Raw genomic sequence first — 24522 nt, 5'->3', positions numbered from 1 at the left:
GACTATGGGGAGGGGGAACGGGCGCCGACGGGCGTGAAGGTGGGATATGGCATCCGACGACAGATGGCTGGAACGGCTGCGCCTCGAGCTGACCTGGTTCACCGGCCAGGCGGCGCTGCGTAGTCGTGGTGCCGGCGCCATCCTGCGCCTTGCGCATGTGCGGCCGCGGCGGCGCGGCGGGTTTCAGCCGCTGCGCGAGAACGAGATCACGCCGCACTTCCTCGATCGCGCCATTCGCGCGCTGAAGCGGTGGAATTATGATTTTCTCGGCATGGACGAGGTCTGCCGGCGCGCGGTGACGCTGCCGGAAAAGCGGCGCTTCGTGGCGCTCACCTTCGACGGCGCCGGCAAGGATCTGATCGACTTTGCCTATCCGGTGCTGGCGCGCCACGGCGTGCCCTTCACGATTTATGTGCCCACGGCGTTTCCCGACGGCGTCGGAGAAGCCTGGTGGCTCGGACTCGAGCAGGTGATCGCGCGCGAGAGCCGTGTCAGCCTGTTGATGGGCGAAAAGGAGCAGCGCTTCACCGTCACAGGCAAAGCCGAGAAGCAGGCGCTGTTTTCGTTCGTCGAGTGTTGGCTGCGCTCGCTGCCGCCGGCGGATGTGTCGGCTGCGATCGCCGATCTCTGCACGCGCTACCGGATCGACCTTGCCGCGCTCTCTCGCGAGGCGTCGATGAATTGGGAGGATCTGGCGAAGCTCGCGGCCGATCCGCTGGTGACGATCGGCAGCGCGACCGTGAACTATCCCGTTCTCGCCAACATGAAGGATGCAGCCGCGCTGCGCGAGATGACGATGGGCAAGGCGGTGGCGGAAGCGGCCTTCCATCGCGACATCCGGCATCTCGCCTTTCCGTTCGGCGATCGCGCCTCGTTCCGGCGCAGCCATGTCGTGATGGCGGAGGAGGCCGGCTTCGCCAGCGCGGTGTCGACGATCCCGGGCATCGTGGATGCGGAGGGACGCACCAATCTGCGCGCGCTGCCGCGCATTTCCTGGGATGGCCGGGTGCGCTCGCTGCGCATGCTACGCGTGCTGGTGTCGGGCACGGCCTTTGCGCCGGTGAAGCCGACCGGTACCGCTACGAACTAGAGGCGCTACGAACCAGACTTGGCCCGGTCGGGCCGCTGCATCCAGCTCACGATCGGCATCGCCGGCAGCACCCAGCCCATGCCGACCACCACGTAATAGATCGCCTGCCGCCAGCCGGACTCGGCGATCCATGGCATCTGCGCCAGCGCCATGCCGAGCAAGGCCCAGACGGTGGCGAGCATCAGGAGGAGGATGGTGCCGAGGAACTTGCGGGTGCGGATCGTCATGACGGAATATTGCGGCTTTCGCGTAACTTGCGCTGCGGGAGCGGGGGACTATAAGGGGCACGCAGTCCGGTTCAAGCTCTGGTTTTTGCCTCGAATGACGACGATTTCCGCCCCGTCCGAGCCCTATCGCGCCGTGCGCTGGTGGCTGATCTCCGTGGCGGCGCTGATCGCCCTGATGGTGCTGGTCGGCGGCGCGACCCGGCTGACGGAATCCGGCCTCTCGATCGTCGAATGGAAGCCGGTCACGGGCAGCGTGCCGCCGCTCTCGGAAGGGCAGTGGACGGCGGCCTTCGAGGCCTACCAGAAGATCCCGCAATATCGCGAGCTCAACGCGGGCATGAGCCTGTCCGAGTTCAAGGAGATCTTCTGGTGGGAATGGAGCCACCGGCTGCTCGGCCGCTTCATTGGGGTCGCCTATCTGCTGCCGTTCCTGTTCTTCCTGTGGCGCGGCGGCCTGTCGGGTGAGTTGAAGCGGCGGCTGTGGCTGCTGTTTGGGCTTGGCGGGCTCCAGGGCGGGGTTGGCTGGTGGATGGTGGCCTCGGGACTGTCCGAACGGGTCGAAGTTTCGCAATATCGGCTGGCGACGCATCTGGTGCTCGCGCTGCTGATCTTCGCCGGCATCGTCTGGACGGTGCGGCGGCTCGCCGAGCGGCCGCAGATCGCAGCAACATCGCGGCTGCGCTTCACGGGCGCCTTGCTCCTCGTCGTGACCTTTATCCAAATCTATTTCGGCGCGCTGGTTGCCGGCCTGCGCGCCGGGCGCGCCTACAACACCTGGCCGCAGATCGACGGCGCGTTCATTCCCTCGGCTGAGCGGCTGTGGTTCGAGACGCCGTGGTGGCGCAACATGTTCGACAATGTGCTGACGGTGCAGTTCGAGCATCGCATGACGGCCTATGCGCTGTTCGCGTTGGCGGCGTTGCACGCGTTCGATGCGGTGCGTTCACGCGCAGGTTCTGCGGCAAGCGGCGCGCTTTTGCTGTTGGGCGCGGTAGGCCTGCAGGCAGTGCTCGGCATTCTCACGCTCCTCAACCAGGTGCCGATTGATCTCGCGCTGGCGCATCAGGCGGTTGCCCTCGTGGTGCTGACGCTCGCGGTGATGCAGACAGAGCGGCTCGCGACGCGTGGCTCAACCGAAGCGCAGCCGCGGGCGATTCCTGTCAGTCAGCCCGGCTGATCACTACCAGCCCGGCTGATCAGCAATAGCCGTAGATGCCGCACGAGTAGGGCAGGCGCCAGAAATAATCGACCTGCTTCCCGCCGTAATACGGGCCCTGATAATCGTAATCCCACGGGCGGCCGTAATAGCCCGGCAGCGTGTGGGAGCCCGGCAGCAGTGGCGTACCCGGCAGGTTGCGGATGTAGCTGCCGATGCCATAGGCCGGCGAGATCAGCGCATCCGGATCCGACTCGACATAGACCTGCGGCGGCTCCTGCGGCGGAGCGGCGGGCCGCCGTTTCGGCGTGGCCGGCAAATCGGCGGCAATCGCAGCTGAGACCGTCAGCATCGCCGCAAGGGCAGGCACCATCCAGCGCAGCATCGTTGGCTCCGAATCAAAGGGGCGATCCAGTGACGATGTATGCGGCAGATATGGTTAATGACTGTTAACGGAGGCCGTCTTCCGGGACGCACCCAAGCGCCCCGGAATGACCGAGAAAGCTACGCGCCCAGCGCCTGTTCCAGATCGGCGATCAAGTCTTCCTTGTCCTCGATGCCGATCGAGAGCCGCACCACGTCGGGGCCGGCGCCGGACTTGACCTTGGCGGCGTCGTCGAGCTGGCTGTGCGTGGTCGAGGCCGGATGGATGACGAGCGAGCGGGTGTCGCCGACATTGGCCAGATGCGAGAACAGCTGCAACTTCGACACCAGGCTGACGCCTGCGTCGTAGCCGCCCTTCAGGCCGAAGGTGAACACGGCGCCGGCGCCCTTCGGCGCGTATTTGCGCGCAAGTTGGTAGTACTTGTCGCTTGCAAGGCCCGCATAGTTCACCGAGGCCACCGCCGGATGGCCGGCGAGGAATTCGGCGACCGCCTTCGCATTGTCGCAATGCTTCTGCATGCGCAGCGGCAGCGTCTCGATGCCGGTGAGGATCATGAAGGCATTGAACGGCGACAGTGCGGGGCCGAGGTCGCGCAGGCCGAGCACGCGGCAGGCGATCGCGAAGGCGAAATTGCCGAACGTCTCCTGGAGCCGGATGCCGTGATATTCGGGCCGCGGCTCCGACAGCATCGGATATTTGCCGCCGGTCGACCAGTCGAAGGTGCCGGCATCGACGATGATGCCACCGATCGAATTGCCGTGGCCGCCCAGAAACTTCGTCAGCGAGTGCACGACGATGTCGGCACCGTGATCGATCGGCCGGATCAGATAGGGCGAGGCCAGCGTGTTGTCGACGATCAGCGGTACGCCCGCCTTGCGCGCCACCGTCGAGACCGCCTCGATGTCGGTGATGCTGCCGGCGGGATTGGCGATGGACTCGATGAAGATCGCTTTCGTGCGCGGCGTGACCGCGCGCTCGAAGCTCGCGATGTCGTCGGGATCAGCCCACACCACGTTCCAGCCAAAGCTCTTGAACGCATGCGTGAACTGGTTGATCGAGCCGCCATAGAGCTTTCGCGCGGCGATGAACTCGTCGCCGGGCTGGAGCAATTGCTGCAGCACCACGACCTGCGCGGCATGGCCCGAGGCCACGGCAAGCGCGGCCGTGCCGCCTTCGAGCGCCGCGACGCGTTCTTCCAGCACCGCATTGGTGGGATTGCCGATACGGGTATAGATGTTGCCGAACGCCTGCAGGCCGAACAGCGAGGCGGCGTGGTCGGCGTCGTTGAAGACAAAGGATGTGGTTTGATAAATCGGAGTCGCGCGCGCACCGGTGGTGGGATCGGGCTGTGCACCGGCATGCACGGCGAGGGTCGAAAATCCCGGAAGGCGATCGCTCATTGAGGGCGTCCTGTTCTGGTGGTCTGAAATCGCGCGGCATGCTGATTGGCGCCGCGGCTGGCGTCAAGGCGGCGCTTCACATCAGAGTGATCGTGCTACGCATTGTCGCGTTCGCGAAATGAACCCGTCGCAATTGTGTCAGCTTTGCTCGGTCTTGTTTTTGGCGGCGCGATCCGATGCCGCGGTCTCGCCACCGCCGACACTCATCCGATTGAGGGGTAAGCGCATACCCTGCGTCGGCGCCGGGGGGCGCTTGGAACTCAGCGTGCGCGAATTGACGCCCATCCAGGAGATCTCCGAGGACAGACGGCCATATTCGATCTTGGGGCAGCGGTTCATCACCACCTTGATACCGACCGATTCCGCCTTCAGTGCCGCCGCATCGTCGCGTGCGCCAAGCTGCATCCAGATCACCGTCGGCAGCGGATCGAGTGTGAGGGCTTCCTCGACCACCGGCATGATGTGGCTGGAGTTGCGGAAAATGTCGATCATGTCGATGGGACGCCCGATGTCTGACAGCGAGGCGACGAAGGGCTTTCCGAGCAGCTCCTTGCCGACATGGCCGGGATTGACCGGAATCATGTCGTAGCCGCGCTGGGCCAGATATTTGAACGCGAAATAGCTCGGTCGCACGTTGACCGGCGAGGCGCCGACCATCGCGATCGACTTCACGCCGTTGAGGATGCCCCGGATGTAGTTGTCGGGATAGCTGTCGTGGTTCATTGGCTCTTCTTCTTGCTGTCGTTGCGAGGAACGAAGCGACGAAGCAATCCAGACTGTCACCGCGGAGATATCCTGGATTGCTTGCTTTGCTCGCAATGACGAATTTCACTCGTCCCGCCATGTCGGCGTGCGCTTCTCGATGAAAGCGCCGATGCCTTCCTCGGCGTCGCGCGCCATCATGTTCTCGGTCATCACCTCTGCCGCATAGCGATAGGCGTCCGCAAGGCTCATCTCGGCCTGGCGGTAGAACGCCTCCTTGCCGAGCTTGACGGTGTAGGCGGATTTCAGCGCGACCTGTTCGGCCAGCGCGATCGCGGCCTCGCGCTCGGTGCCAACGGCGACGACACGATTGACGAGCCCGATCTCGCGGGCGCGTGCAGCCGGGATCGGCTCGCCCGTCAGCAGCATCTCCATCGCTTGCTTGCGCGGCACGTTGCGCGACAGCGCCACCATCGGCGTCGAGCAGAACAGGCCGATGTCGACGCCGGGCGTGGCGAAGCTCGCAGCTTCCGAGGCGATCGCGAGATCGCAACTCGCCACGAGCTGGCAGCCGGCGGCGGTCGCGATGCCCTGGACGGATGCGACCACGGGCTTGGGCAAGTGTACGATCGCCTGCATCATCGCGCTACAGGCGGTCATCATCTCGGCGAAGAAGGCACGGCCGCGATCGGGGTCGTCGCGGCGCGCGGTCAGCTCTTTCATGTCGTGGCCGGCGGAGAAGGCGGGACCATTGGCCGCGATCACGACGCCGCGGACAGCCTTGTCGTCGCGGATCTCATTGAGCTCGGCATGCAGGCTTGCGATCATCGCCTCCGAGAGGCTGTTGCGGGCGGCCGGGCGGTTGAGGGTCAGGACCGCGATGGGACCTATGGTCTCGCGCAGCAGGATCGGCGGTTGCGGGGAGGGGGCGCGGGCGGCCTGGACGGACATCGAAGCGTTTCCGGTTGGATTATTGCGATTGGATGACGCAGATAACTTAATGTAACAGGGGACGTGAAGCGAGGGTGAGGGGTAGCATGGCGTTAGCGAAAATGAGCGTGGCGGAGCTCGAGCAGTTTCTCCGCAACGAGTTTCCTCAGGCCTTCAGCGGCGACGACATCACGATCGAGAGCGCGGACGGCCAGGCCTGCCTTTTGCGTCAGCGCTACAGCGAAAGGATGCTGCGGCCGGGTGGAACCGTGTCCGGCCCGACGCTGATGGCACTCGCCGATTTCGCGATGTACGTGGTGCTGCTGTCCGCGATCGGGCCGATCGGGCTCGCCGTGACCACCAATCTCAACATCAACTTCCTGCGCAAGGGCCAGCCCGGGCAGGACGTGCTGGCGGAGGCGCGGCTCCTCAAGCTCGGCAAGCGGCTGGCGGTCGGCGAGGTGAACCTGTTGTCCGGCACTTCGCCCGATCCGATTGCCCATGTCACCTCGACCTATTCCATTCCAAATGCTTGAGCTTTTCGCGGGTATCTCGATACCATATTTTTAACCCATTGATATTGAACATTTAAATTGCGCCTTTGGGCATTGACCATGCCGCCTCTGTTCTCTAGAAAACCGCTCAGTCCGGTGCGGTGTTCGCGCCGATGCTCCCCGTTCACGGAAACTTTGACATGAAAACCTTTTCGGCAAAGCCGGCTGAGGTGACGAAGAAGTGGGTATTGATCGACGCCAAGGGTCTGGTCGTCGGCCGTCTCGCCACCATCGTCGCCATGCGCCTGCGCGGCAAGCACCTCCCGACCTACACCCCGCACGTTGATTGCGGCGATAACATCATCATCATCAACGCGCAGCATGCGGTCCTCACCGGTCGCAAGCGCGAGCAGAAGACCTACTACAAGCACACCGGCTATGTCGGCCACATCAAGGAGCGCACCGCGCGCCAGATCCTCGAGGGCAAGCATCCCGAGCGCGTGCTCGAGAAAGCCGTCGAGCGCATGATCCCCCGTGGTCCGCTCGGTCGCGTCCAGATGGGCAACCTCCGCGTCTATGGCGGCGCCGATCATCCGCACGAGGCGCAGACGCCCGAGAAGATCGACATCGCCAAGTTGAACCGCAAGAACACGAGGGCCGCATAACATGGCCGAATCCATCCAGTCGCTCGACCAGCTCTCGCAGCTCAAGACGGCGGCCTCGCCCGACGCGCCCAAGCACGAGAAGAAGGTCGACAAGTTCAACCGCGCCTATGCCACCGGCAAGCGCAAGGACGCGGTCGCCCGCGTCTGGATCAAGCCGGGCGCCGGCAAGGTCACGGTCAACGCGCGCGAGGTCGAGGTCTATTTCGCCCGTCCCGTGCTGCGCATGATGATCGAGCAGCCCTTCTCCGTGGCCGCGCGTTCCGGCCAGTACGACGTGATCTGCACGGTCGCCGGCGGCGGTCTGTCCGGCCAGGCCGGTGCGGTGCGTCATGGTATCTCCAAGGCGCTGACCTATTTCGAGCCGGAGCTGCGCACCGTGCTCAAGAAGGGCGGCTTCCTCACCCGCGACTCCCGCGTGGTCGAGCGCAAGAAGTACGGCAAGGCCAAGGCCCGCCGGTCCTTCCAGTTCTCGAAGCGTTAATCGCTTCGGTCACATTCGCCGCGAAAGCGGCTTCAATGAGATGCAAAAGGGCGCTGATTTCAGCGCCCTTTTTGCTGTTCGTTTGTACGCAAATTGATGGCGTGTTTCCTGAAAAGTTGGGTCTGGATAAAAACCTGAATGGAAGGCGCGAGACATAGCGTCGCATCTGGAAGGGCGCGCAAATCGGCTGAGCCGATCGCGTAACTGCTATGTCTAGAAGGGGGCCGACATGACGTCGCTCGATAGCATCACGCTCTATTTGGTCGCCACCATGATTGCCGCACTGCTCGGCGCCATGATGGTGTTTTTCGGCAGGCAGGAGAACAGCCCTGCGTTGAAATGGTGGGGCACGGCGTATCTCCTCGGCGCCGCATCGGTCGCGCTGTGGACTGCGGCCGGCGAAAAGCTCGGCCCGCATCTTTACCTCGCGCTGAACGCGGTCGGCTTCGTCGCCTGCGGCATGGTGTGGAATGCGGCGCGCGTCTTCCACGGCCGCAAGCCGAACTGGCCGGGTCTCCTGGTCGGCGCGCTCGCCTGGGCCGCTGCCGCTACGCTGCTCGATCCCACGGCGTCCATGCTGCGCATGATCGCGGGCGCCGGCATCGTCTCGGTCTATGCGGCGCTGACCGCGAGCGAGCTCTGGGTCGAGCGGCGCAAGAGCCTGCAACGGCGCTGGCCGGCGTTCGTGGTCCCGGTGATGCACGGCTGCGCCTTGATGCTGCCGATCCTGCTCGGCAGTTTCCTGCGACCGAACGATGCCGGCTTCTCCGGCAGCATCTGGGTCACCGTGTTCGCGGTCGAGCTCGTGCTTTATGCCGTCGGCACCGTATTCGTGATCTTCATGCTGGTGTCCGAGCGCACGGTCACCGCGCACCGGACTGCCGCGTCCACGGACCCACTGACCGGCATGCTCAACCGCCGCGGCTTCTCGGAAGCCTGCGGACGCGTGATCGAGCGCGAGGCCAAGGCCGGCCGTCCCGTCACCGTGATGATCTTCGACATCGATCATTTCAAGTCGATCAACGACCGCTTCGGCCATCCCGCCGGCGACGAGATGCTGAAACTGTTCTCGACCGTCGTCGTCAGCAATCTTCGCATCACCGACATGTCGGGCCGGATCGGCGGCGAGGAGTTTGCTGCCCTCTTGCCCTGTTCGCTGGAGGAGGGCGTGCTGGTCGCCGAGCGCGTGCGCGAGGCGTTCGAGACCTCCGGCGTCGTGGTCGATGAAGGCCCGGTCGACACCACAGTCAGCATCGGCGTCGCCGGCGGTCCGGCCGGCACCGAGCTCGAAGTGCTGCTGGCCTCGGCCGACACCGCGCTCTACCAGGCCAAGCGCGGCGGCCGTAACCGCGTCGAGGCGGCGGAGGAGTTGCCGCTGTCGCTGGAAAACTGGCGCCGCCAGAGCGCCGCGCGGATCGGCGTACCCAAGACACAGTCTAAGGCGCAGCCGGCGACAGCCTAGGCAAGGGAGGCCTTGTGGTAAGCTCCTGTTTACCATTCGATCCCTAACATTGCGGTCATGGAATCGATCCGTCGACAGAACCCGCAGACTGCCCTGATGTCGCTGGAAGCCGCCGCGGCCTCGGCACGCGGCGGTTTCGCTTGCCTCTTCTCTACCGCGGATGAATACGAGAGCGCGCTGATCAGCGAGCGCCGCGCCCAGGGGCGCTATGCGCAAGGCCGCAACTACTGGCCGCTCGCGCTGTTCGTCGGTTGTGCGCTCATGGTGGCGGGCACTGTTCTGCTGCTCGCCTGAGTGATCTGCATTTTTGGACCGGGCAGGGCGCCGTTTCGGCGCCTTTTTCTTTGTCGCCGGCTGCGCTAGACACGCCCATCGAACAAAAATGGGTGGAAACAGATGATCACCGAGATCGCGCAAATCGACGTCAAGCCGGGCAGCGAGAAGGACTTTGAGGCCGCCGTCGCCAAGGCCAAGGCCGCTTTCGGCCGCTCCAAGGGTTTTCATGGTTTCGAGCTGCACAAGTCGATCGAGAAGCCGCAGCGTTACCGGCTGATGGTGAAATGGGAGACGCTGGAAAGCCACACCGTCGACTTCCGCGGCTCGGAGAATTTCACCGAATGGCGCGGCCTCGTCGGCCAGTATTTTGCGTCGCCCCCGGAGGTCGAGCACACCGCGATCGTGCTCACAACCTGATGCCGGTCAGGCCGCCTCCGCCAAAGGCGGCGCCTCATAGGCTTTGAAATGGTCGATCATGACCTTGGCGATGGCGACCAGTGGCAACGCCAGCGCCAGGCCCCAGATTCCGAACACGACGCCGAGCAGGATCTGGAACGCGAATAGCGTGGCCGGCGGGATGTCCAGTGCCTGGCGCTGAAGGATCGGCGTCAGCAAATAGCTCTCCATGGCGTGCACGCCCAGGAAGAGGATGAAGGCCGACAGCGCCGGGATCCAGCCCGAGGCGAGGCTCGCCAGCACCACGACGACGCCGGCAATGATGGCGCCGACGGTCGGGATGAAGGCGAGCAGGCCCGCCTGGATTCCCAGGATGAACGAGCCGGGAATGCCGATGACGGCAAGCCCGATCCAGGTCACGACCCCGACCGCAAGCATCACGACGATCTGCGCGATCAGCCAGCGCTCCAGCGTCTCGCCGATGCGGTCGATGATCAAGGCCACGCGAGTGCGATGCTTCGCCGGTGCAAGAAATAACAAGCCATCGTGATAGACGCTGGGCTGGGCGGCGAAGGCGAGCCCAAGAAACAGCACGATGAAGATGTTGCCGACGGCGCTGATCGTGCCGAGCAGAAGCTTGAAGGTCTGGCTGACGATCGCCCCTCCGCTCGAGGCGAGCGCGCCGGCACCGCTCGGCAATCCATGCGGGGCGGAACTGGGGGCGGGCGTCGGGCCGGCGTCGGTGGGGGCGGCGGGTCCGGCATTGCCGAGATCGAACACGCTGGTGTCGATGCCGTGGTTGTCGAGGAAGGACTTTACGTTCGTGATCTGCGACTTGATGGTCTTGCTCAGCACCGAAGCCTGATCGGCGATGGTAGCGCCGCCGAGATAGCCGACGCCCGCGAGCATTACGGCCAACGCGGTGCAGACGATCGCGAGCCGGACCGCATGGGGCAGGTGAACGCGCCGCCCAAGCGCGTTGGTCAGCGCGTTGAGGCCAACGCCGAGCAGCATGCCGGTGAAGATCAGGAGCAGGGTGGTGGCAAAATACCAGCTGAACACCAGCATTGCCGCGAACAGCACGATGCCGATGCCCCCGACCGAGATCGACCAGGCCAGATCGTTGCGGGTCCGGGGCCGTTCATCTCTGGGAATGGTCACTTCGGGTCCTTTTCGAGAGCGGCGGGCGGGGCACTCTTTCGGCAAACGCGCTTCCGATCAAGACCGGGCAACGCGCTGGTTTGACGCTGCCGCGCGAACGGCGCAGAGCGATGAGGAATGAACAGGTGGGGGGACGCTTGAGTTTCATCAGCAAATGGGCCGGTCTGCTTGGGCTTCTGGCCGTGCTCGTGATCGGCGATCAGATCCGGATCAACCGGCCGGGGCACAAATTTCGCCTCACGGTCGAGATGACGACGCCTGACGGGATCAAGACCGCATCCGGCATTCTGGCCGTCGTGCCCGACCGCAACTATAACCGCGGCGGCCACACTACGATGCGCGGGGAGGCAGTCTTCGCCGACCTCGGTCGGGGCAAGAACCTGGTAGCATTGCTGGCGCATCAGCAGGGCGGCAAGCTCGACCTCGATGACATCAACTACGTCGCGCTCCGCGCCTATGGCGCCGCGCGCGGCAACCGCGTCTCGTTTAGCGATATCGACCGGCAGACCGGCACCGTTCCGGTGCAGGGCGACCTCATTCCCGTGCTCGTGAGCTTTGGCGATCCCATGGAGCCAAATACCGCGCGCCTTGTTGCCGCCGACCGTGCGGAGGCGGTGCTGGGCGACGGCTACTCGATCCGCGGCCTCACCGCCGAGGTGGTGCCCAACGGATTCTGGCCGATGGATTTCGGGGGCGTGCTCGGGGAGCCCGTGACGCGCGGAATCGAGGCAAAACTGCCCTGGCTGGCTGCACAGGGCGAGGCGGCGGCCACCGCAGGGAAGGCCGCCGGCCTGCCCGTCGGCGGCGAGATCGAGGCCCGGGAGGCATTTGCGCGAAAATAGCATTGCCGTCCCGCGAAGCCTTCTGTTGAATTTGTTCCACCCCGAGGGCATGTTTGGAGAATCTTCTTACTGGAGAGGTCGGAACGGGAGATGAGAAAGCCGGTCGTCGGCGTGATCGGGAACGCCCATCGCGTCGAAAATCGATTTCAGGTCCAGATGGTCGGCGAACGCAATTTGCGTGCGGTGGCCGAGGTTTCCGGCGGCTTGCCGGTGATGTTTGCGGGAGCACCCGACATCACCGATCTCGGCGCGCTGCTCGATGTGGTCGACGGGATCGTGCTCACCGGCGCCCGGGCTAACGTCCATCCGACCCGCTTCAATGTCGATCCGTGTGAACGGCACGAGCCCTACGACATTCACCGTGATGAGGTGGCGCTGGCGCTGTCCATCGCCTGTGTGTCCCGCGGCATCCCGCTGTTCGGCATTTGCCGGGGCCTGCAGGAGATGAACGTCGCCTTCGGCGGCTCGCTGCACCCCGAGATCCGCGAAATCCCGGGCCGCATGAACCACCGCATGCCGAGGCTCGAAAACGGCGAGATCCATCCCGATCCGACCGTCGTGTTCGCCGACCGTCACGACGTCGATCTGACGCCCGGAGGCGCGTTCGCAACGCTGCTCGGCTGCGAGAAAATCAGGGTCAATTCGCTGCACGGCCAGGGCATCCTCGATCCCGGCAAACGCGTGCTGATCGAGGGTATCGCCGAGGACGGCACCATCGAGGCCATTCGCATCGCGGAAGCCCCGACCTTTGCGCTCGGGGTGCAATGGCACGCCGAATACGACCCGCAGTGCAATCCGATCAACCGAAAACTGTTCGAGGCGTTTGGCGAAGCCATGGTCGAGCGCCAGCGCGCGGCCGCGTAATTGAACGCGGTGTCGGAAGCTCCAAGGCGAGCGCATTTCCGCTCCGTCGTTGCGAGCGCAGCGACGCAAATCCAGACAATTTGCATCTCAGGTCGTGGCACGTCGCTGAGCTCCACATGCCTGCCACGGGTTGCCGCAGTTCGATCCCGTCCATTGCATCGCACAATCGCAACCGCGGACGACAAGCCACCACATTGAGGTTTGGGAGAGGAACACCATATCTTTGGCAAGGGAGCCCTTGCCGTGCAGACCATGAAGGCGGCCCTCGTTGCGACAATCGGCATCGTCGCTTGTCTTTTTTATCTCCTTCCCGGCTCAGCGGAGGAGAATCGTCCTCTTGCAATCACTGTCACGATCGGGGGAGCCATTGGCCCGGCATCGGCAAGCTATCTGAAAGAGGCGTTGGTCAAGGCAGGCGAACGACGCGCCGAGATCGTGATTCTTCGAATGAACACCCCCGGCGGTCTCAACTCCAGCATGCGCGAGATCATCGCGGATGTGCTCGCCTCGTCCGTTCCTGTGATCGGCTACGTCGCGCCGGCAGGCGCCCATGCGGCGAGCGCCGGGACATATATCCTGTATGCGACCCATATCGCAGCGATGGCGCCAGGCACCAATATCGGTGCCGCGACGCCGGTGCAGATTGGCGGACCGCTTCCAGGCCTGCCGAGTGGCACGCCCGACAAGGACGGCAAGGACAAGAAGGACGAACCGAAAGACGCGATGACGGCGAAGGTGACGAACGATGCCGTCGCCTTTATCCGCAGCCTCGCCGAACTGCGCGGCCGCAATGCCGATTGGGCCGAGAAGGCGGTCCGTGAGGCCGCCACCCTGTCCGCCAACGGCGCGTTGCAGGCGCACGCCATCGACCTTGTCGCGCGCGATCCGGCCGACCTGCTCAGGCAAATCGATGGTCGCGACGTCGAGGTTGCGGGCGGCAAGACGCAACGCCTGGCAACGCAGAACGCCGTCATCGAAGCCGTCGATCCCGGGTGGATCTCCCGATTCCTGGCGGTCATCACCGATCCCAACGTCTCGTTCATTCTCCTGATGGTCGGCATCTACGGCCTGATCTTCGAGTTCATGTCCCCCGGTGCAGTCGCTCCGGGAGTGGTCGGGTCGATCTGCCTGCTGCTCGGTCTCTACGCCCTCAATTTGCTGCCGATCAATTATGCCGGCCTCGGCTTGATGCTGGTCGGGATCGCGCTCCTTGCCATCGAGGCGTTCAATCCGACCGTCGTGATCGGCCTTGGAGGCGTCGTCGCCTTCGTGCTGGGTGCCATCATGCTGGTCAGGGTCGAAGCGCCGGGCTACCGGCTGTCGTGGTCGGTCATCGCCGTCGTCGCGGCGATGTTCACTGGTTTCGTTCTGATCGTGCTCGGCGCGCTCCGGCGCGCTCGCCGAGGTCCGCCACGGGTCGGTGCGCAAGCGATGCGAGGCCTGGCCGCCGAGGTCCTCGACTGGAACGAGAAAGAGGGGCACGTCTTTACGCACGGCGAACGCTGGCAAGCGCGCGGCACTGACACCTTCAAGCCCGGCGAGAGGGTCGAGGTCGCCAATATCGTCGACCTGACGCTGGTGGTCCGGCGTCCGGGCGCTGTGAGCGAGGGAGGTCAACTCTGATGTTTGAATATTCGATTTACGCAGTGCTTGCGCTGATCGTCATCATGTTTCTCACCCAGGCCGTTCGCATCCTCAGGGAATACGAACGCGGCGTTATCTTCACGCTCGGGCGCTTCACCGGGGTGAAGGGGCCGGGCCTCATTATCCTCATTCCGGTCGTGCAGCAGCTCGTCAAGGTCGACCTCAGGGTGATGGTGCAGGTCGTGCCGCCCCAGGATGTGATTTCGCGCGACAACGTCTCGGTCAAGGTCAATGCCGTTCTCTACTTCCGCATCGTCGATCCCGAGCGTGCCATCATCAAGGTCGGCGATTACATGGCTGCGACCAGTCAGCTCGCCCAGACCACGTTGCGTTCGGTGCTTGGCAAGCACGAACTCGACGAGATGCTGGCCGAACGCGACAGGTTGAACGCCGACATCCAGGAGATACTGGACAAGCAGACCGACGTCTGGGGCATCAAGGTCACCGGAATCGAGATCAAGGACGTCGATCTCAACGAAACCATGGTGCGCGCGATCGCCAAGCAGGCGGAGGCGGAACGGTTGCGGCGCGCGAAGGTGATCAACGCGATGGGCGAACAGCAGGCCGCCGAAAAGCTCGTCGAGGCCGGCCGGATTCTCGCGCAGGAGCCGCAGGCGATGCAGCTGCGTTACTTCGCGGCTCTGCACGACATCGCGGGCGAGCGGTCGTCGACCGTCGTGTTTCCACTGCCAATCGGCCTGCTCGATCATTTGATGCCGCGGCGCGAGAACCCGTAGCTGGAAGGTCCTACGCTCTCAAACGAAAAGGCGCCCTCGCGGGGCGCCTTTTGCTTGTCGCATAAGGTTCGAGCCCGTTAGCCCGAATAGTACATCTCGAACTCGACCGGATGCGGGGTCATTTCGAAGCGGACGACCTCGGTCATCTTCAGCTCGATATAGGCGTCGATGAAGTCGTCGTCGAACACGCCGCCGGCCTTGAGGAACGCGCGGTCCTTGTCGAGGTTTTCGAGCGCCTCGCGCAAGCTGCCGCACACCGTCGGGATCTGCTTGAGCTCTTCCTTCGGCAGATCGTAGAGGTCCTTGTCCATCGCCGGACCCGGATCGATCTTGTTCTTGATGCCGTCGAGGCCGGCCATCAGCATCGCGGCGAAGCCGAGATAGGGATTGGCGAGCGGATCGGGGAAACGCACCTCGACGCGCTTGGCCTTCGGGTTCGCCGTGTAGGGGATGCGGCAGGAGGCCGAGCGGTTGCGCGCGGAATAGGCGAGCAGCACGGGGGCCTCATAGCCCGGGACCAGACGCTTGTAGGAGTTGGTCGACGGGTTGGTGAAGGCGTTGATCGCCTTGGCATGCTTGATGATGCCGCCGATGTAGTGGAGGCAGGTCTCCGAGAGGTCGGCGTATTTGTTGCCGGCGAACACCGGCTTGCCGTCCTTCCAGATCGACTGGTGCACGTGCATGCCCGAGCCGTTGTCGCCGAAGACCGGCTTCGGCATGAAGGTGGCGGTCTTGCCGTAGATGTGCGCGACCTGGTGGATGCAGTATTTGTAGATCTGCATGTGGTCGGCCATCAGCGTCAGCGTGTCGAACTTCATGCCGAGCTCGTGCTGGGCGGAAGCGACCTCGTGGTGATGCTTTTCGACCTTCACGCCCATCTTGGCCATGGCGCCCAGCATCTCCGAGCGCATGTCCTGCACCGAATCCTGCGGCGGCACCGGAAAGTAGCCGCCCTTGGTGCGGACGCGGTGGCCGAGATTGCCGCCTTCATATTCAGTGTCGGAATTGGTCGGCAGCTCCGAGGAGTCGAGACGGAAGCCGGTGTTGTAGGGGTTGGCGGAGAAGCGCACGTCGTCGAACACGAAGAACTCGGCTTCAGGGCCGACGAACACGGTGTCGCCCACGCCCATCGACTTCACCATGGCTTCCGCCTTCTTGGCGATGCCGCGGGGGTCGCGGTTGTAGGGCTCGCCGGTGGTCGGCTCGAGCACGTCGCAGGTAATGACCATCGTGGTCTCGGCGAAGAACGGATCGATCGTCGCGGTCACCGGATCGGGCATCAGGCACATGTCGGACTCGTTGATCGCCTTCCAGCCGGCGATCGAGGAGCCGTCGAACATCGTTCCTTCGGCGAAAATTTCTTCATCGATCATGCTGATGTCGAACGTGACGTGCTGCCACTTGCCGCGCGGATCGGTGAAGCGCAGGTCGACGTATTTGACGTCGTTGTCCTTGATCGATTTCAGGACGTCTTTGGCGGTCTTCATGCATACCCCTTTTGGCTCTGCGGGTCGGTTTCCAAACTTCAAGCGACCGTGTTCACGCTTCTTGAGGCGCGCGAGGCACAAACAAAATGAGGCCGCCGAAGCAGCCTATTTCTTGTCAGAGTGTCGCCAAAATGCGGGATAGCACCCGGCTCAGATAGCGTCCAGCCCGGATTCGCCGGTTCGGATGCGGATCGCCTCTTCGATGTTGGAGACGAAGATCTTGCCGTCGCCGATGCGCCCGGTTTGCGCGGCGCGGCGGATCGCGTCAATGGCGCGTTCAACCAGATCGTCGCCGATGACGATCTCGATTTTCACCTTGGGCAGGAAGTCGACGATATATTCTGCGCCGCGGTAAAGCTCGGCGTGGCCCTTCTGGCGGCCAAAGCCCTTGGCCTCCGTGACGGTGATGCCCTGAAGGCCAACTTCCTGAAGCGCTTCCTTCACCTCGTCGAGCTTGAATGGCTTGATGATGGCTTCGATTTTCTTCACTGCGCGCCTCCCGGCCTGTCGATCAAATAGCAACGTCTTCGTCAGGATGCGCTTTTCTTAACGCACGATCTTGTCTTCGCTATGCCGGAATAACCTGACCAGTCCGGCAACAACGGCCGGCCGCACCATGATAAATGCCAGTGAGCACGACGAACCGAAGCGGCTTCCGCGAAAGCAGGGTCTATGCCAAGTTGCAAATGCCCTGATTATTGGAGCGTTATCAGCCTTTTAACGTGCAGCCCTGATAGGTGGCGCCGACCGGCACAAAATACCGAAGACTACGAAATAGGCAAACGGTTCAATATCTGTGCAGATCGTTGTTCCGTCGGATGAACCGGTACGAACCGTGCCTGTTGAAAAGGCGTTTGGACGGGGAAGTGGCATGGAAGTTCTAACCAACGCCGAAATGCAGCGCGCCGACCAGCTCAGTATTGCGGCAGGCACCCCTGGTTTCAAGCTGATGCTTAGCGCGGGCCAGGCGGTGACGGAGGCCGCCAATGCGCTGGTGGAGGAGGGGCCGATCCTGATCGTCGCCGGCCCGGGCAACAATGGCGGCGACGGTTTTGTCGCAGCTGCCGAACTCGCCGCCCAGGGCCGCGAGGTCTCGGTGATCCTGATGTGCGAGCGCGACCAGCTTCAGGGCGATGCGGCCTCCGCCGCGCGCGGCTGGAAGCACCCGGTGCTCCCGTTCAATCCGCAGGCGATCGGCAGGCCCGCGTTGATCATCGATGCGCTGTTCGGCGCAGGCCTCAGCCGCCCGGTCGACGGCGAGGCGCGCGCGATGATCGAGGCGATCAACGCCAATGGCGCGCCGGTGCTCGCGGTCGATTTGCCGAGCGGCATCAACGGCACCAGCGCCGCGGTGCTGGGTGTGGCGGTGAATGCCACCGAGACCGTTACCTTCTTTCGCAAGAAGCCGGCGCATCTGCTGCTGCCGGGGCGGATGCATTGCGGCCACGTGCGCGTCGCCGACATCGGCATCGACGCGCAGGTGCTGGACGAGATCGCGCCGCAGATCTTCGAGAACGATCCGGATTTCTGGGGCGCGGCCTTTCCGGTGCCGCGCATCGACGGCCACAAATACGCGCGTGGTCACGTGCTCGCGGTCTCCGGCGATATGGCTGCGACCGGCGCGGCGCGGCTCGCCGCGCGCGGGGCGCTGCGCGCCGGCGCGGGCCTGGTGACCTTGGCCACGCCGCGTGATGCGCTCGCGATCAATGCGGCTGCGCTCACCGCGGTGATGGTTCGCCCCGTCGACACCGCGATCGAGTTCGGCGAGCTCCTCGGCGACAAGCGTTACAACACCTGCATGATCGGCCCCGGCGCGGGCATCGGCGATCGCACCTGCGATTTCGTCCACACGGCGCTTAACGCACAGCGGCATCTCGTGCTCGACGCGGATGCGCTGACCAGCTTTGCCGCGAATCCCGAGCGGCTGTTTGAATCGATCAAGTCCTCGCAGGACAAGGCGGTGGTGCTGACGCCGCACGAGGGCGAGTTTCCACGCCTGTTCTCCGACCTCAGCAACAAATATCCGGGCCGCTCGAAGATCGAGCGTGTGCGTGCCGCCGCCGAGCGCTCCGGCGCGGTCGTACTGCTGAAGGGCCCGGATACCACGATCGCCGCGCCCGACGGCCGCGCCACTATCGCCGCCAACGCGCCGCCCTCGCTCGCCACCGCTGGCGCCGGCGACGTGCTCGCCGGCATCGTCGCCGGTCTCCTTGCGCAAGGCGTGCCGGCATTCGAAGCCGCCAGCATCGCGGTGTGGATGCATGGCGAGGCCGGGAGTGAGGCGGGGCCGGGGCTGATTGCGGAGGACCTGACCGAAACGCTGCCGGCCGTGCACCGGCGGATCTATAATGCGCTCGGCATAGAGTACTGAGCTCTCACTCCACCGCGTACCAGCGCGCCAGCCGCGGCGCGGCCCAGTCGGTTGCGACGGATTCGATCAGCCATCGCCCGGGGGAGGCCGCAGCGAATGCGATGCGCTGGGTCTGGCCGGGTTCGATCGCGAGCGTGTCGAGCCAATAGGGCTTCCAGCCGTCGTCGAGCTTGTCGAGCAGGCGGAAATGGTGGCCGTGCAGGTGGAGCACGGATGCGACCGGCCCGGGGTTCTTCAGCGCCAGCACGATGGTGCGGCCGGCCTTGGCGCGGAAGGCAGGAGCAGAGGACGTCGAGAAATTAGCAGGCCGTATCCACCCGGCGTCGGGTACGCCGAGCGCGACATCGAACCGCAGGGCGCCTTTCAGATCGAGTCGGTCAGGCAGGTCATTTGACGGGAGCGGCTGTGGCGGCGCTAGTGGCACGCGCCGTTCCTGCTTGCCCGAGATCACGAGGCTGCCAACCTGGCGCCCCTCCTTGCCGTCATGCAGCAGGAATGAGGCCGAGGCGGCCGCATCGACAATAGCATCGGCACGGGCGCCCGGGGCCAGCACGAGAGCGCCGTTGCGTGCCGAAAACGGCTCGGCCGGCTGTCCGTCGAGGGCGATCACGTGGACCTCGTGGCTTTCCAATTTGATCGCCAGAACAGAACGTTGCGAGCCATTGATAAAGCGCAGCCGCAGCCGTTCATTGGCCGCGGCTGAGAGTTCGAATGAAGTCCGCCCGTTGATTGTATAGAGCGGGGTCGTGTCCTTGGGATCCCGGCCCGGGGGAAGCGCGGTGCCATCCGGCCGCAGCCGCCATTCTTCGATCAAGAGAACCACGTCACGATCGATGGCGACCGGGTTGATCTCGGCGGCGATGATCGGAAGCGGGCGCGCAGGCTGCTGCAGACCTTCCTCGAATAGGCGGAAGTCGGCCAGCAGGGTTCCGGCGCTTGGTATTGAAATAATTGATGTTTCAGTCGCGTCCGGCGCCGTCGGCGCACGGCCCCGGAGCGGGTCGGCTGCCGCGGGGCGATTGAGGCCGTACCAGACTGGTGCAAGCGGCACAGGCAGCTGGTTGCGGAAGACCACCTCGCAGCGGTCGCCGCGCTTGAGACGGACGTCTCCAAGGTGGCTTACGGCGGCCAGCTCCCAGATCGGTGTAGGCGGCTGACCCGGCCTCAGAGCCAGGGTTGTCGGCCTTGCCTGAAGGGCGAGCTGGGTGGTCACGAGCGGGCCTGCGCCGCCCACCATCAGCCCGGCCGCCGAGGCTCCAAAGCTGGCCAAAACCTCGCGCCTCGTCAGGGCAAAGATCCGCGTTTTCATGGGCCGATCCGGACCACGCCGCGGTGGATAAGTCCAGCCGCCGTGCCTACTTAAAGCGTGCCGCCAAGCGGCCATTTTTTTGCTGCGAACAGGCGGGCCCATGTTATAAGCCCGCCGCCCGCGGCATCGCGGCCGGTCTTGATGCAAATTTACGCGGGCGTGGCGGAACTGGTAGACGCGCTGGATTTAGGTTCCAGTGACGAAAGTTGTGGGGGTTCGAGTCCCTCCGCCCGCACCAAGCGCTTTCAGCGTTTGCACGGATTACGCGACCTGCTCCCGCGCGGATATTTGTCCGCCTGAAGCCGGTCCGATGAACCACCGGCGTTGAGGCGTTTGCCTCGCGCCGGATCGATTAATGATAGCGTCCCGACGCATGCGCGCCGAGACCGAACGAGAAGAAGATTGGACGCCATGCAGGTCACAGAAACCCTCTCGGAAGGTTTGAAGCACGAGTTCAAGATCAGCGTTCCCGCGTCTGATCTCGACGCCAAGGCTGGTGCCAAGCTCGTCGACCTCAAGGACAAGGTCAAAATCAATGGCTTCCGTCCCGGCAAGGTGCCGGTCACGCACCTCAAGAAGGTCTATGGCCGCTCGGTGATGGCCGAGACCATCGACCAGACCATCCGTGACACCAACACGCAGCTGTTCTCCGAGCGCGGCTTCCGCCTTGCGACCGAGCCGAAGATCACCATGCCGACCGAGCAGGCCGAGGTCGAGGAGCTGCTCAACGGCAAGACCGATCTGACCTACACGGTTGCGATCGAGGTGGTGCCATCGATTGCGCTCGCCGACTTCAAGTCCTTCGAGGTCGAGAAGCCCGTCGCCGAAGTCACCGACGCCGACGTCGACGAGGCGATCAAGCGCATCGCCGATTCGAATCGCGGCTATGCCGCGAAGGCCGAGGGCGCCAAAGCCGAATCGGGTGATCGCGTCACCATCGCTTTCAAGGGCACCATCAACGGCGAAGCCTTCGAGGGCGGCGCCGGCGAGGGCATCCAGGTCGTGATCGGCTCCAACACCTTCATCCCCGGCTTCGAGGAGCAGCTCACCGGCATCGCCGCCAACGAGACCCGCACGCTGAAGGTGGCGTTCCCCAAGAACTACATGAACGACAAGCTCGCCGGCCAGCCGGCCGAGTTCGAGACCACCGCAACGTTGATCGAGGCGCCGCAGGATCTCGCAATCGACGACGAGTTCGCCAAGACGCTCGGCCTCGAATCGCTGGACAAGCTGAAGGAAGCGGCGCGCGAGCGGCTGGTCGCCGAGTTCGCGACCGCGACGCGCCAGCGTGTCAAGCGCGCGCTGCTCGACCGCCTCGACGAGGCGCATCGATTCGAGGCGCCGCCCTCGCTGGTCGACGAGGAGTTCAATCTGATGTGGAACTCGGTGAAAGCCGAGATGGACTCCGCCGGCAAGACCTTTGCCGACGAGGACACCACTGAAGACGCCGCCAAGGAAGAGTACCGCAAGATCGCCGATCGCCGCGTGCGGCTCGGCCTCGTGCTCTCCGAGATCGGCGAGAAGAACAAGATCAGCGTGACCGACGACGAGGTCGGCCGCGCCGTGATCGAGCGGGCGCGCTCGATGCCCGGCCGCGAGAAGGAAGTCTGGGACTATTACCGCAGCAACGCCCAAGCGTTGGCCCAGCTTCGTGCACCGATCTATGAGGACAAGGTCGTCGACTTCATCCTCGAGCTCGCCAAGGTGACCGAGAAGAAGGTCTCGCGTGACGACCTCTACAAGGACGACGAGGCGGAAAAGACCGCCGCCTGAAGGCTCCAGGAGGGCCCTCCATAGAGCCTTCCATTAAGGATGATCAGCGAAGAGGTCGAGCTAGCCAGGTGGCCGGCTGGGCCTCTTTGTACGAATCAGCTTCAAGTGCCTCACGGATTAAGCCTTAATTCGCTCCGCACTTGTCAGGCGCGAATTGGGCTATATCTGTCGGTACGCCTTCTGCTTCTACCAAGTTCTTCTACCAAGTTCCTGCATCACGGGACGTCCATCGGCCTTCCGGCCCATCCAGCCAAACTGGCAGCCAAGACTGGCGATGTCCGCCTCTTCAAAACCCTAGGTGACTCATGCGCGATCCGGTTGAAACCTACATGAACCTCGTGCCGATGGTGGTCGAGCAGACCAACCGTGGCGAGCGCGCCTACGACATTTTCTCGCGCCTTCTGAAAGAGCGCATCATCTTCCTGACCGGACCGGTCGAGGACGGCATGTCGACGCTGATCGTCGCGCAGTTGCTGTTCCTTGAGGCGGAAAATCCGAAGAAGGAAATCTCGATGTACATCAACTCGCCGGGCGGCGTGGTGACGTCGGGTCTCGCGATCTACGACACCATGCAGTTCATCCGCCCGCCGGTCTCGACGCTGTGCACGGGCCAGGCCGCCTCGATGGGCTCGCTGTTACTTGCCGCCGGCGAAAAGGACATGCGCTTCTCGCTGCCGAACGCGCGCATCATGGTGCATCAGCCCTCCGGCGGCTTCCAGGGCCAGGCTACCGACATCATGCTGCACGCCCAGGAAATCCTGAACCTGAAGAAGCGGCTCAACGAGATCTACGTGAAGCACACCGGCCAGACCTACAAGGCGATCGAGGACGCGTTGGAACGCGACAAGTTCCTGACCGCGAGCGATGCCAAGGAGTTCGGTCTGGTCGACAGGGTCATCGACAAACGCGCCGAAGAGGCGTCGGCGAAGACTCCGTAGCACTACGGTCACGGCGATCCCTCCGGGGAATGCCGTGCATCCATCAGGGTGCGTTCACGTTAAAGACACGTGTGCGCGTCGCAAAAACGCAGTTTTGCGCCCTGCGACAGGCAGAAAGTTCCGCTTTCGTGCTTGTTTTTCGTGGCAATCCAGCAACGCCGGGGTGATTTCGATCACTTCGCCCGTGCCAAGACCGGAAATCACGGTATTGTCACGGGTAGCCGGCGACCCCCGATTAGCGAATTCTTGATAGTCGGGTGACAGCATGGTTGGCTACGAACGATCGGCTATGATCGCGGGAGAATTGAGACCGTGATTCGCACGGGATGTAACGCGTAGGGTCTTTTTTGGTACGGAATTTGCTCTATTTAAGCTTCATGCCGATCATCGTGTCGGAATGGAGCGATCGAGCGGAACGGGATCGAACCGCGGACGGAGACATGAATGAGTAAGGTCGGCACGAGCGACTCCAAGAATACGCTGTATTGCTCGTTCTGCGGCAAGAGCCAGCACGAAGTCCGTAAACTGATCGCGGGTCCCACGGTCTTCATTTGCGACGAGTGCGTTGAGCTCTGCATGGACATCATCCGCGAGGAGAACAAATCCTCGCTCGTGAAGTCGCGCGACGGCATTCCGACGCCGAAGGAAATCTGCAAGGTCCTGGACGACTACGTGATCGGCCAGAGCCATGCGAAGAAGGTCCTGTCGGTCGCGGTGCACAATCACTACAAGCGCCTCAACCACCAGACCAAGCACAACGACGTCGAGCTTGCGAAGTCGAACATTCTGCTGATCGGTCCGACCGGCTCGGGCAAGACGCTGCTCGCGCAGACGCTCGCCCGCATCCTGGACGTGCCGTTCACGATGGCGGACGCGACGACGCTGACCGAAGCCGGCTATGTCGGCGAGGACGTCGAGAACATCATCCTGAAGCTGCTCCAGTCCGCCGACTACAATGTCGAGCGCGCCCAGCGCGGCATCGTCTACATTGACGAAATCGACAAGATCAGCCGCAAGTCCGACAATCCCTCGATCACGCGCGACGTGTCAGGTGAGGGCGTGCAGCAGGCGCTGCTCAAGATCATGGAAGGCACGGTGGCTTCGGTCCCGCCGCAGGGCGGCCGCAAGCATCCGCAGCAGGAATTCCTGCAGGTGGACACCACCAACATCCTGTTCATCTGCGGTGGTGCGTTCTCCGGCCTTGAAAAGATCATCTCGGCACGTGGACGTTCGACCTCGATCGGCTTCGCCGCTCAGGTGCTCGCGCCGGAAGACCGCCGTACCGGCGAAATCTTCCGTCACGTCGAGCCGGAGGATCTCCTGAAGTACGGGCTGATCCCGGAATTCGTCGGCCGTCTGCCTGTCGTGGCGACGCTGGAGGATCTGGACGAGGCTTCGCTCAAGAAGATTCTGGTCGAGCCGAAGAACGCGCTGGTGAAACAGTACCAGCGGCTGTTCGAGATGGAGAACATCGAGCTGACCTTCGCCGACGAGGCGCTTGGCGCGGTGGCCCGCAGGGCGATCGAGCGCAAGACCGGTGCGCGCGGACTGCGTTCGATCCTCGAGGCGATCCTGCTCGAGACCATGTTCGACCTGCCGGGCCTCGAAGGTGTGGAAGAAGTCGTGATTTCGCGCGAAGTCGTGGAAGGAACGGCGCGTCCGCTCTACATCTACGCCGATCGGTCCGATCGCGCCGTCGAGAACGCCAGCGCCTGATTTGCGGCGCTGGAAC

25 protein-coding genes and 1 tRNA gene are annotated in these 24522 nt (G+C 63.8%); 17 read left to right on the top strand and 9 right to left on the bottom strand.

Annotated elements, in window-relative coordinates:
• The first annotated feature begins 46 nt into the window (after window positions 1-46).
• Complete coding sequence (locus ABIB00_RS14905; protein ID WP_354104860.1) at window positions 47-1090, top strand: polysaccharide deacetylase family protein; 1044 nt, start codon at window positions 47-49, stop codon at window positions 1088-1090.
• Window positions 1091-1095: 5 nt separating this feature from the next.
• Here the strand turns inward: ABIB00_RS14905 and ABIB00_RS14900 are convergent, their stop codons facing one another.
• Window positions 1096-1317 (bottom strand): DUF2842 domain-containing protein, encoded by a 222-nt coding sequence (locus tag ABIB00_RS14900; RefSeq protein WP_354104859.1) that lies wholly within the window; start codon window positions 1315-1317, stop codon window positions 1096-1098.
• A 94-nt stretch (window positions 1318-1411) separates the two neighbouring features.
• On the opposite strand from ABIB00_RS14900, the gene ABIB00_RS14895 reads away from it, so the two are divergent.
• Window positions 1412-2494, top strand: a complete 1083-nt coding sequence (locus ABIB00_RS14895; RefSeq protein WP_354104858.1) for a COX15/CtaA family protein — start codon at window positions 1412-1414, stop codon at window positions 2492-2494.
• A gap of 19 nt (window positions 2495-2513) precedes the next feature.
• Here ABIB00_RS14895 and ABIB00_RS14890 read toward each other — a convergent pair whose 3' ends face one another.
• The 4 genes from ABIB00_RS14890 to ABIB00_RS14875 all read right to left on the bottom strand — a co-directional run bounded on the left by ABIB00_RS14890 (window position 2514) and on the right by ABIB00_RS14875 (window position 5911).
• Entirely contained in the window at window positions 2514-2858 is a 345-nt protein-coding gene (locus ABIB00_RS14890; RefSeq protein ID WP_354104857.1) for a hypothetical protein, read from the bottom strand.
• 119 nt (window positions 2859-2977) lie between these two features.
• Window positions 2978-4258: an O-acetylhomoserine aminocarboxypropyltransferase gene (locus ABIB00_RS14885; protein ID WP_247349379.1), complete on the bottom strand. Its 1281-nt coding sequence runs from the start codon at window positions 4256-4258 to the stop codon at window positions 2978-2980.
• Between the two features lie 138 nt (window positions 4259-4396).
• A complete protein-coding gene (locus ABIB00_RS14880; RefSeq protein ID WP_354104856.1) occupies window positions 4397-4981 on the bottom strand; it encodes a CoA-binding protein in 585 nt (194 codons plus the stop codon).
• Between the two features lie 105 nt (window positions 4982-5086).
• Complete coding sequence (locus tag ABIB00_RS14875) at window positions 5087-5911, bottom strand: enoyl-CoA hydratase (protein ID WP_247349376.1); 825 nt, start codon at window positions 5909-5911, stop codon at window positions 5087-5089.
• An 86-nt stretch (window positions 5912-5997) separates the two neighbouring features.
• On the opposite strand from ABIB00_RS14875, the gene ABIB00_RS14870 reads away from it, so the two are divergent.
• From ABIB00_RS14870 to ABIB00_RS14845, 6 genes are all read left to right on the top strand, one after another.
• Entirely contained in the window at window positions 5998-6426 is a 429-nt protein-coding gene (locus tag ABIB00_RS14870) for a PaaI family thioesterase (RefSeq protein ID WP_247349374.1), read from the top strand.
• 158 nt (window positions 6427-6584) lie between these two features.
• Window positions 6585-7049, top strand: a complete 465-nt coding sequence (gene rplM, locus ABIB00_RS14865; protein WP_092028874.1) for a 50S ribosomal protein L13 — start codon at window positions 6585-6587, stop codon at window positions 7047-7049.
• Between the two features lies 1 nt (window position 7050).
• On the top strand, window positions 7051-7530 hold the full coding sequence (gene rpsI, locus ABIB00_RS14860; RefSeq protein ID WP_247443245.1) for a 30S ribosomal protein S9: 480 nt from the start codon (window positions 7051-7053) through the stop codon (window positions 7528-7530).
• 229 nt (window positions 7531-7759) lie between these two features.
• Window positions 7760-8992 (top strand): GGDEF domain-containing protein, encoded by a 1233-nt coding sequence (locus ABIB00_RS14855; protein WP_354104855.1) that lies wholly within the window; start codon window positions 7760-7762, stop codon window positions 8990-8992.
• A gap of 57 nt (window positions 8993-9049) precedes the next feature.
• Entirely contained in the window at window positions 9050-9286 is a 237-nt protein-coding gene (locus tag ABIB00_RS14850; protein ID WP_354049633.1) for a hypothetical protein, read from the top strand.
• 102 nt (window positions 9287-9388) lie between these two features.
• Window positions 9389-9685, top strand: coding sequence for an antibiotic biosynthesis monooxygenase family protein (locus tag ABIB00_RS14845; RefSeq protein WP_354104854.1), 297 nt, complete (start codon window positions 9389-9391; stop codon window positions 9683-9685).
• 6 nt (window positions 9686-9691) lie between these two features.
• Here the strand turns inward: ABIB00_RS14845 and ABIB00_RS14840 are convergent, their stop codons facing one another.
• Window positions 9692-10825, bottom strand: coding sequence for an AI-2E family transporter (locus tag ABIB00_RS14840; protein ID WP_354104853.1), 1134 nt, complete (start codon window positions 10823-10825; stop codon window positions 9692-9694).
• 137 nt (window positions 10826-10962) lie between these two features.
• On the opposite strand from ABIB00_RS14840, the gene ABIB00_RS14835 reads away from it, so the two are divergent.
• From ABIB00_RS14835 to ABIB00_RS14820, 4 genes are all read left to right on the top strand, one after another.
• Window positions 10963-11667 (top strand): hypothetical protein, encoded by a 705-nt coding sequence (locus ABIB00_RS14835; protein WP_354104852.1) that lies wholly within the window; start codon window positions 10963-10965, stop codon window positions 11665-11667.
• 90 nt (window positions 11668-11757) lie between these two features.
• Complete coding sequence (locus tag ABIB00_RS14830; protein WP_354049629.1) at window positions 11758-12531, top strand: gamma-glutamyl-gamma-aminobutyrate hydrolase family protein; 774 nt, start codon at window positions 11758-11760, stop codon at window positions 12529-12531.
• Between the two features lie 243 nt (window positions 12532-12774).
• Entirely contained in the window at window positions 12775-14154 is a 1380-nt protein-coding gene (locus ABIB00_RS14825) for an NfeD family protein (RefSeq protein WP_354104851.1), read from the top strand.
• On the top strand, window positions 14154-14912 hold the full coding sequence (locus tag ABIB00_RS14820; protein ID WP_502917821.1) for a slipin family protein: 759 nt from the start codon (window positions 14154-14156) through the stop codon (window positions 14910-14912). Before ABIB00_RS14825 ends, ABIB00_RS14820 begins: the two co-directional genes overlap by 1 nt.
• Before the next feature lie 77 nt (window positions 14913-14989).
• Here ABIB00_RS14820 and glnA read toward each other — a convergent pair whose 3' ends face one another.
• Together glnA and ABIB00_RS14810 are read right to left on the bottom strand one after the other, a co-directional pair.
• The gene (gene glnA, locus ABIB00_RS14815) at window positions 14990-16399 is read right to left on the bottom strand and encodes a type I glutamate--ammonia ligase (RefSeq protein WP_247349362.1); all 1410 of its coding nucleotides are present in this window, start codon (window positions 16397-16399) and stop codon (window positions 14990-14992) included.
• Window positions 16400-16549: 150 nt separating this feature from the next.
• Window positions 16550-16888 carry a P-II family nitrogen regulator gene (locus tag ABIB00_RS14810; RefSeq protein WP_007603495.1) on the bottom strand — a complete coding sequence of 113 codons (339 nt, stop codon included), beginning with the start codon at window positions 16886-16888 and terminating at the stop codon, window positions 16550-16552.
• A gap of 382 nt (window positions 16889-17270) precedes the next feature.
• Between ABIB00_RS14810 and ABIB00_RS14805 the strand changes: the two genes are divergently transcribed.
• Window positions 17271-18770: an NAD(P)H-hydrate dehydratase gene (locus ABIB00_RS14805; protein WP_354104850.1), complete on the top strand. Its 1500-nt coding sequence runs from the start codon at window positions 17271-17273 to the stop codon at window positions 18768-18770.
• A 4-nt stretch (window positions 18771-18774) separates the two neighbouring features.
• Here the strand turns inward: ABIB00_RS14805 and ABIB00_RS14800 are convergent, their stop codons facing one another.
• Window positions 18775-20079: a multicopper oxidase family protein gene (locus ABIB00_RS14800; protein WP_354104974.1), complete on the bottom strand. Its 1305-nt coding sequence runs from the start codon at window positions 20077-20079 to the stop codon at window positions 18775-18777.
• 153 nt (window positions 20080-20232) lie between these two features.
• On the opposite strand from ABIB00_RS14800, the gene ABIB00_RS14795 reads away from it, so the two are divergent.
• From ABIB00_RS14795 to clpX, 4 genes are all read left to right on the top strand, one after another.
• Window positions 20233-20317: transfer RNA gene (locus ABIB00_RS14795), tRNA-Leu, on the top strand.
• Between the two features lie 173 nt (window positions 20318-20490).
• A complete protein-coding gene (tig, locus tag ABIB00_RS14790; RefSeq protein ID WP_354049625.1) occupies window positions 20491-21852 on the top strand; it encodes a trigger factor in 1362 nt (453 codons plus the stop codon).
• Between the two features lie 305 nt (window positions 21853-22157).
• Window positions 22158-22790: an ATP-dependent Clp protease proteolytic subunit gene (locus ABIB00_RS14785; protein WP_247349357.1), complete on the top strand. Its 633-nt coding sequence runs from the start codon at window positions 22158-22160 to the stop codon at window positions 22788-22790.
• 444 nt (window positions 22791-23234) lie between these two features.
• Window positions 23235-24506 carry an ATP-dependent Clp protease ATP-binding subunit ClpX gene (gene clpX, locus ABIB00_RS14780; protein ID WP_045003136.1) on the top strand — a complete coding sequence of 424 codons (1272 nt, stop codon included), beginning with the start codon at window positions 23235-23237 and terminating at the stop codon, window positions 24504-24506.
• Window positions 24507-24522: the final 16 nt, after the last annotated feature.

This window comes from Bradyrhizobium sp. LB14.3 (genome assembly GCF_040547985.1).
In the GTDB taxonomy this organism is placed as follows: Bacteria; Pseudomonadota; Alphaproteobacteria; order Rhizobiales; family Xanthobacteraceae; genus Bradyrhizobium.
This window is presented reverse-complemented; position numbering and strand designations above follow the sequence as displayed.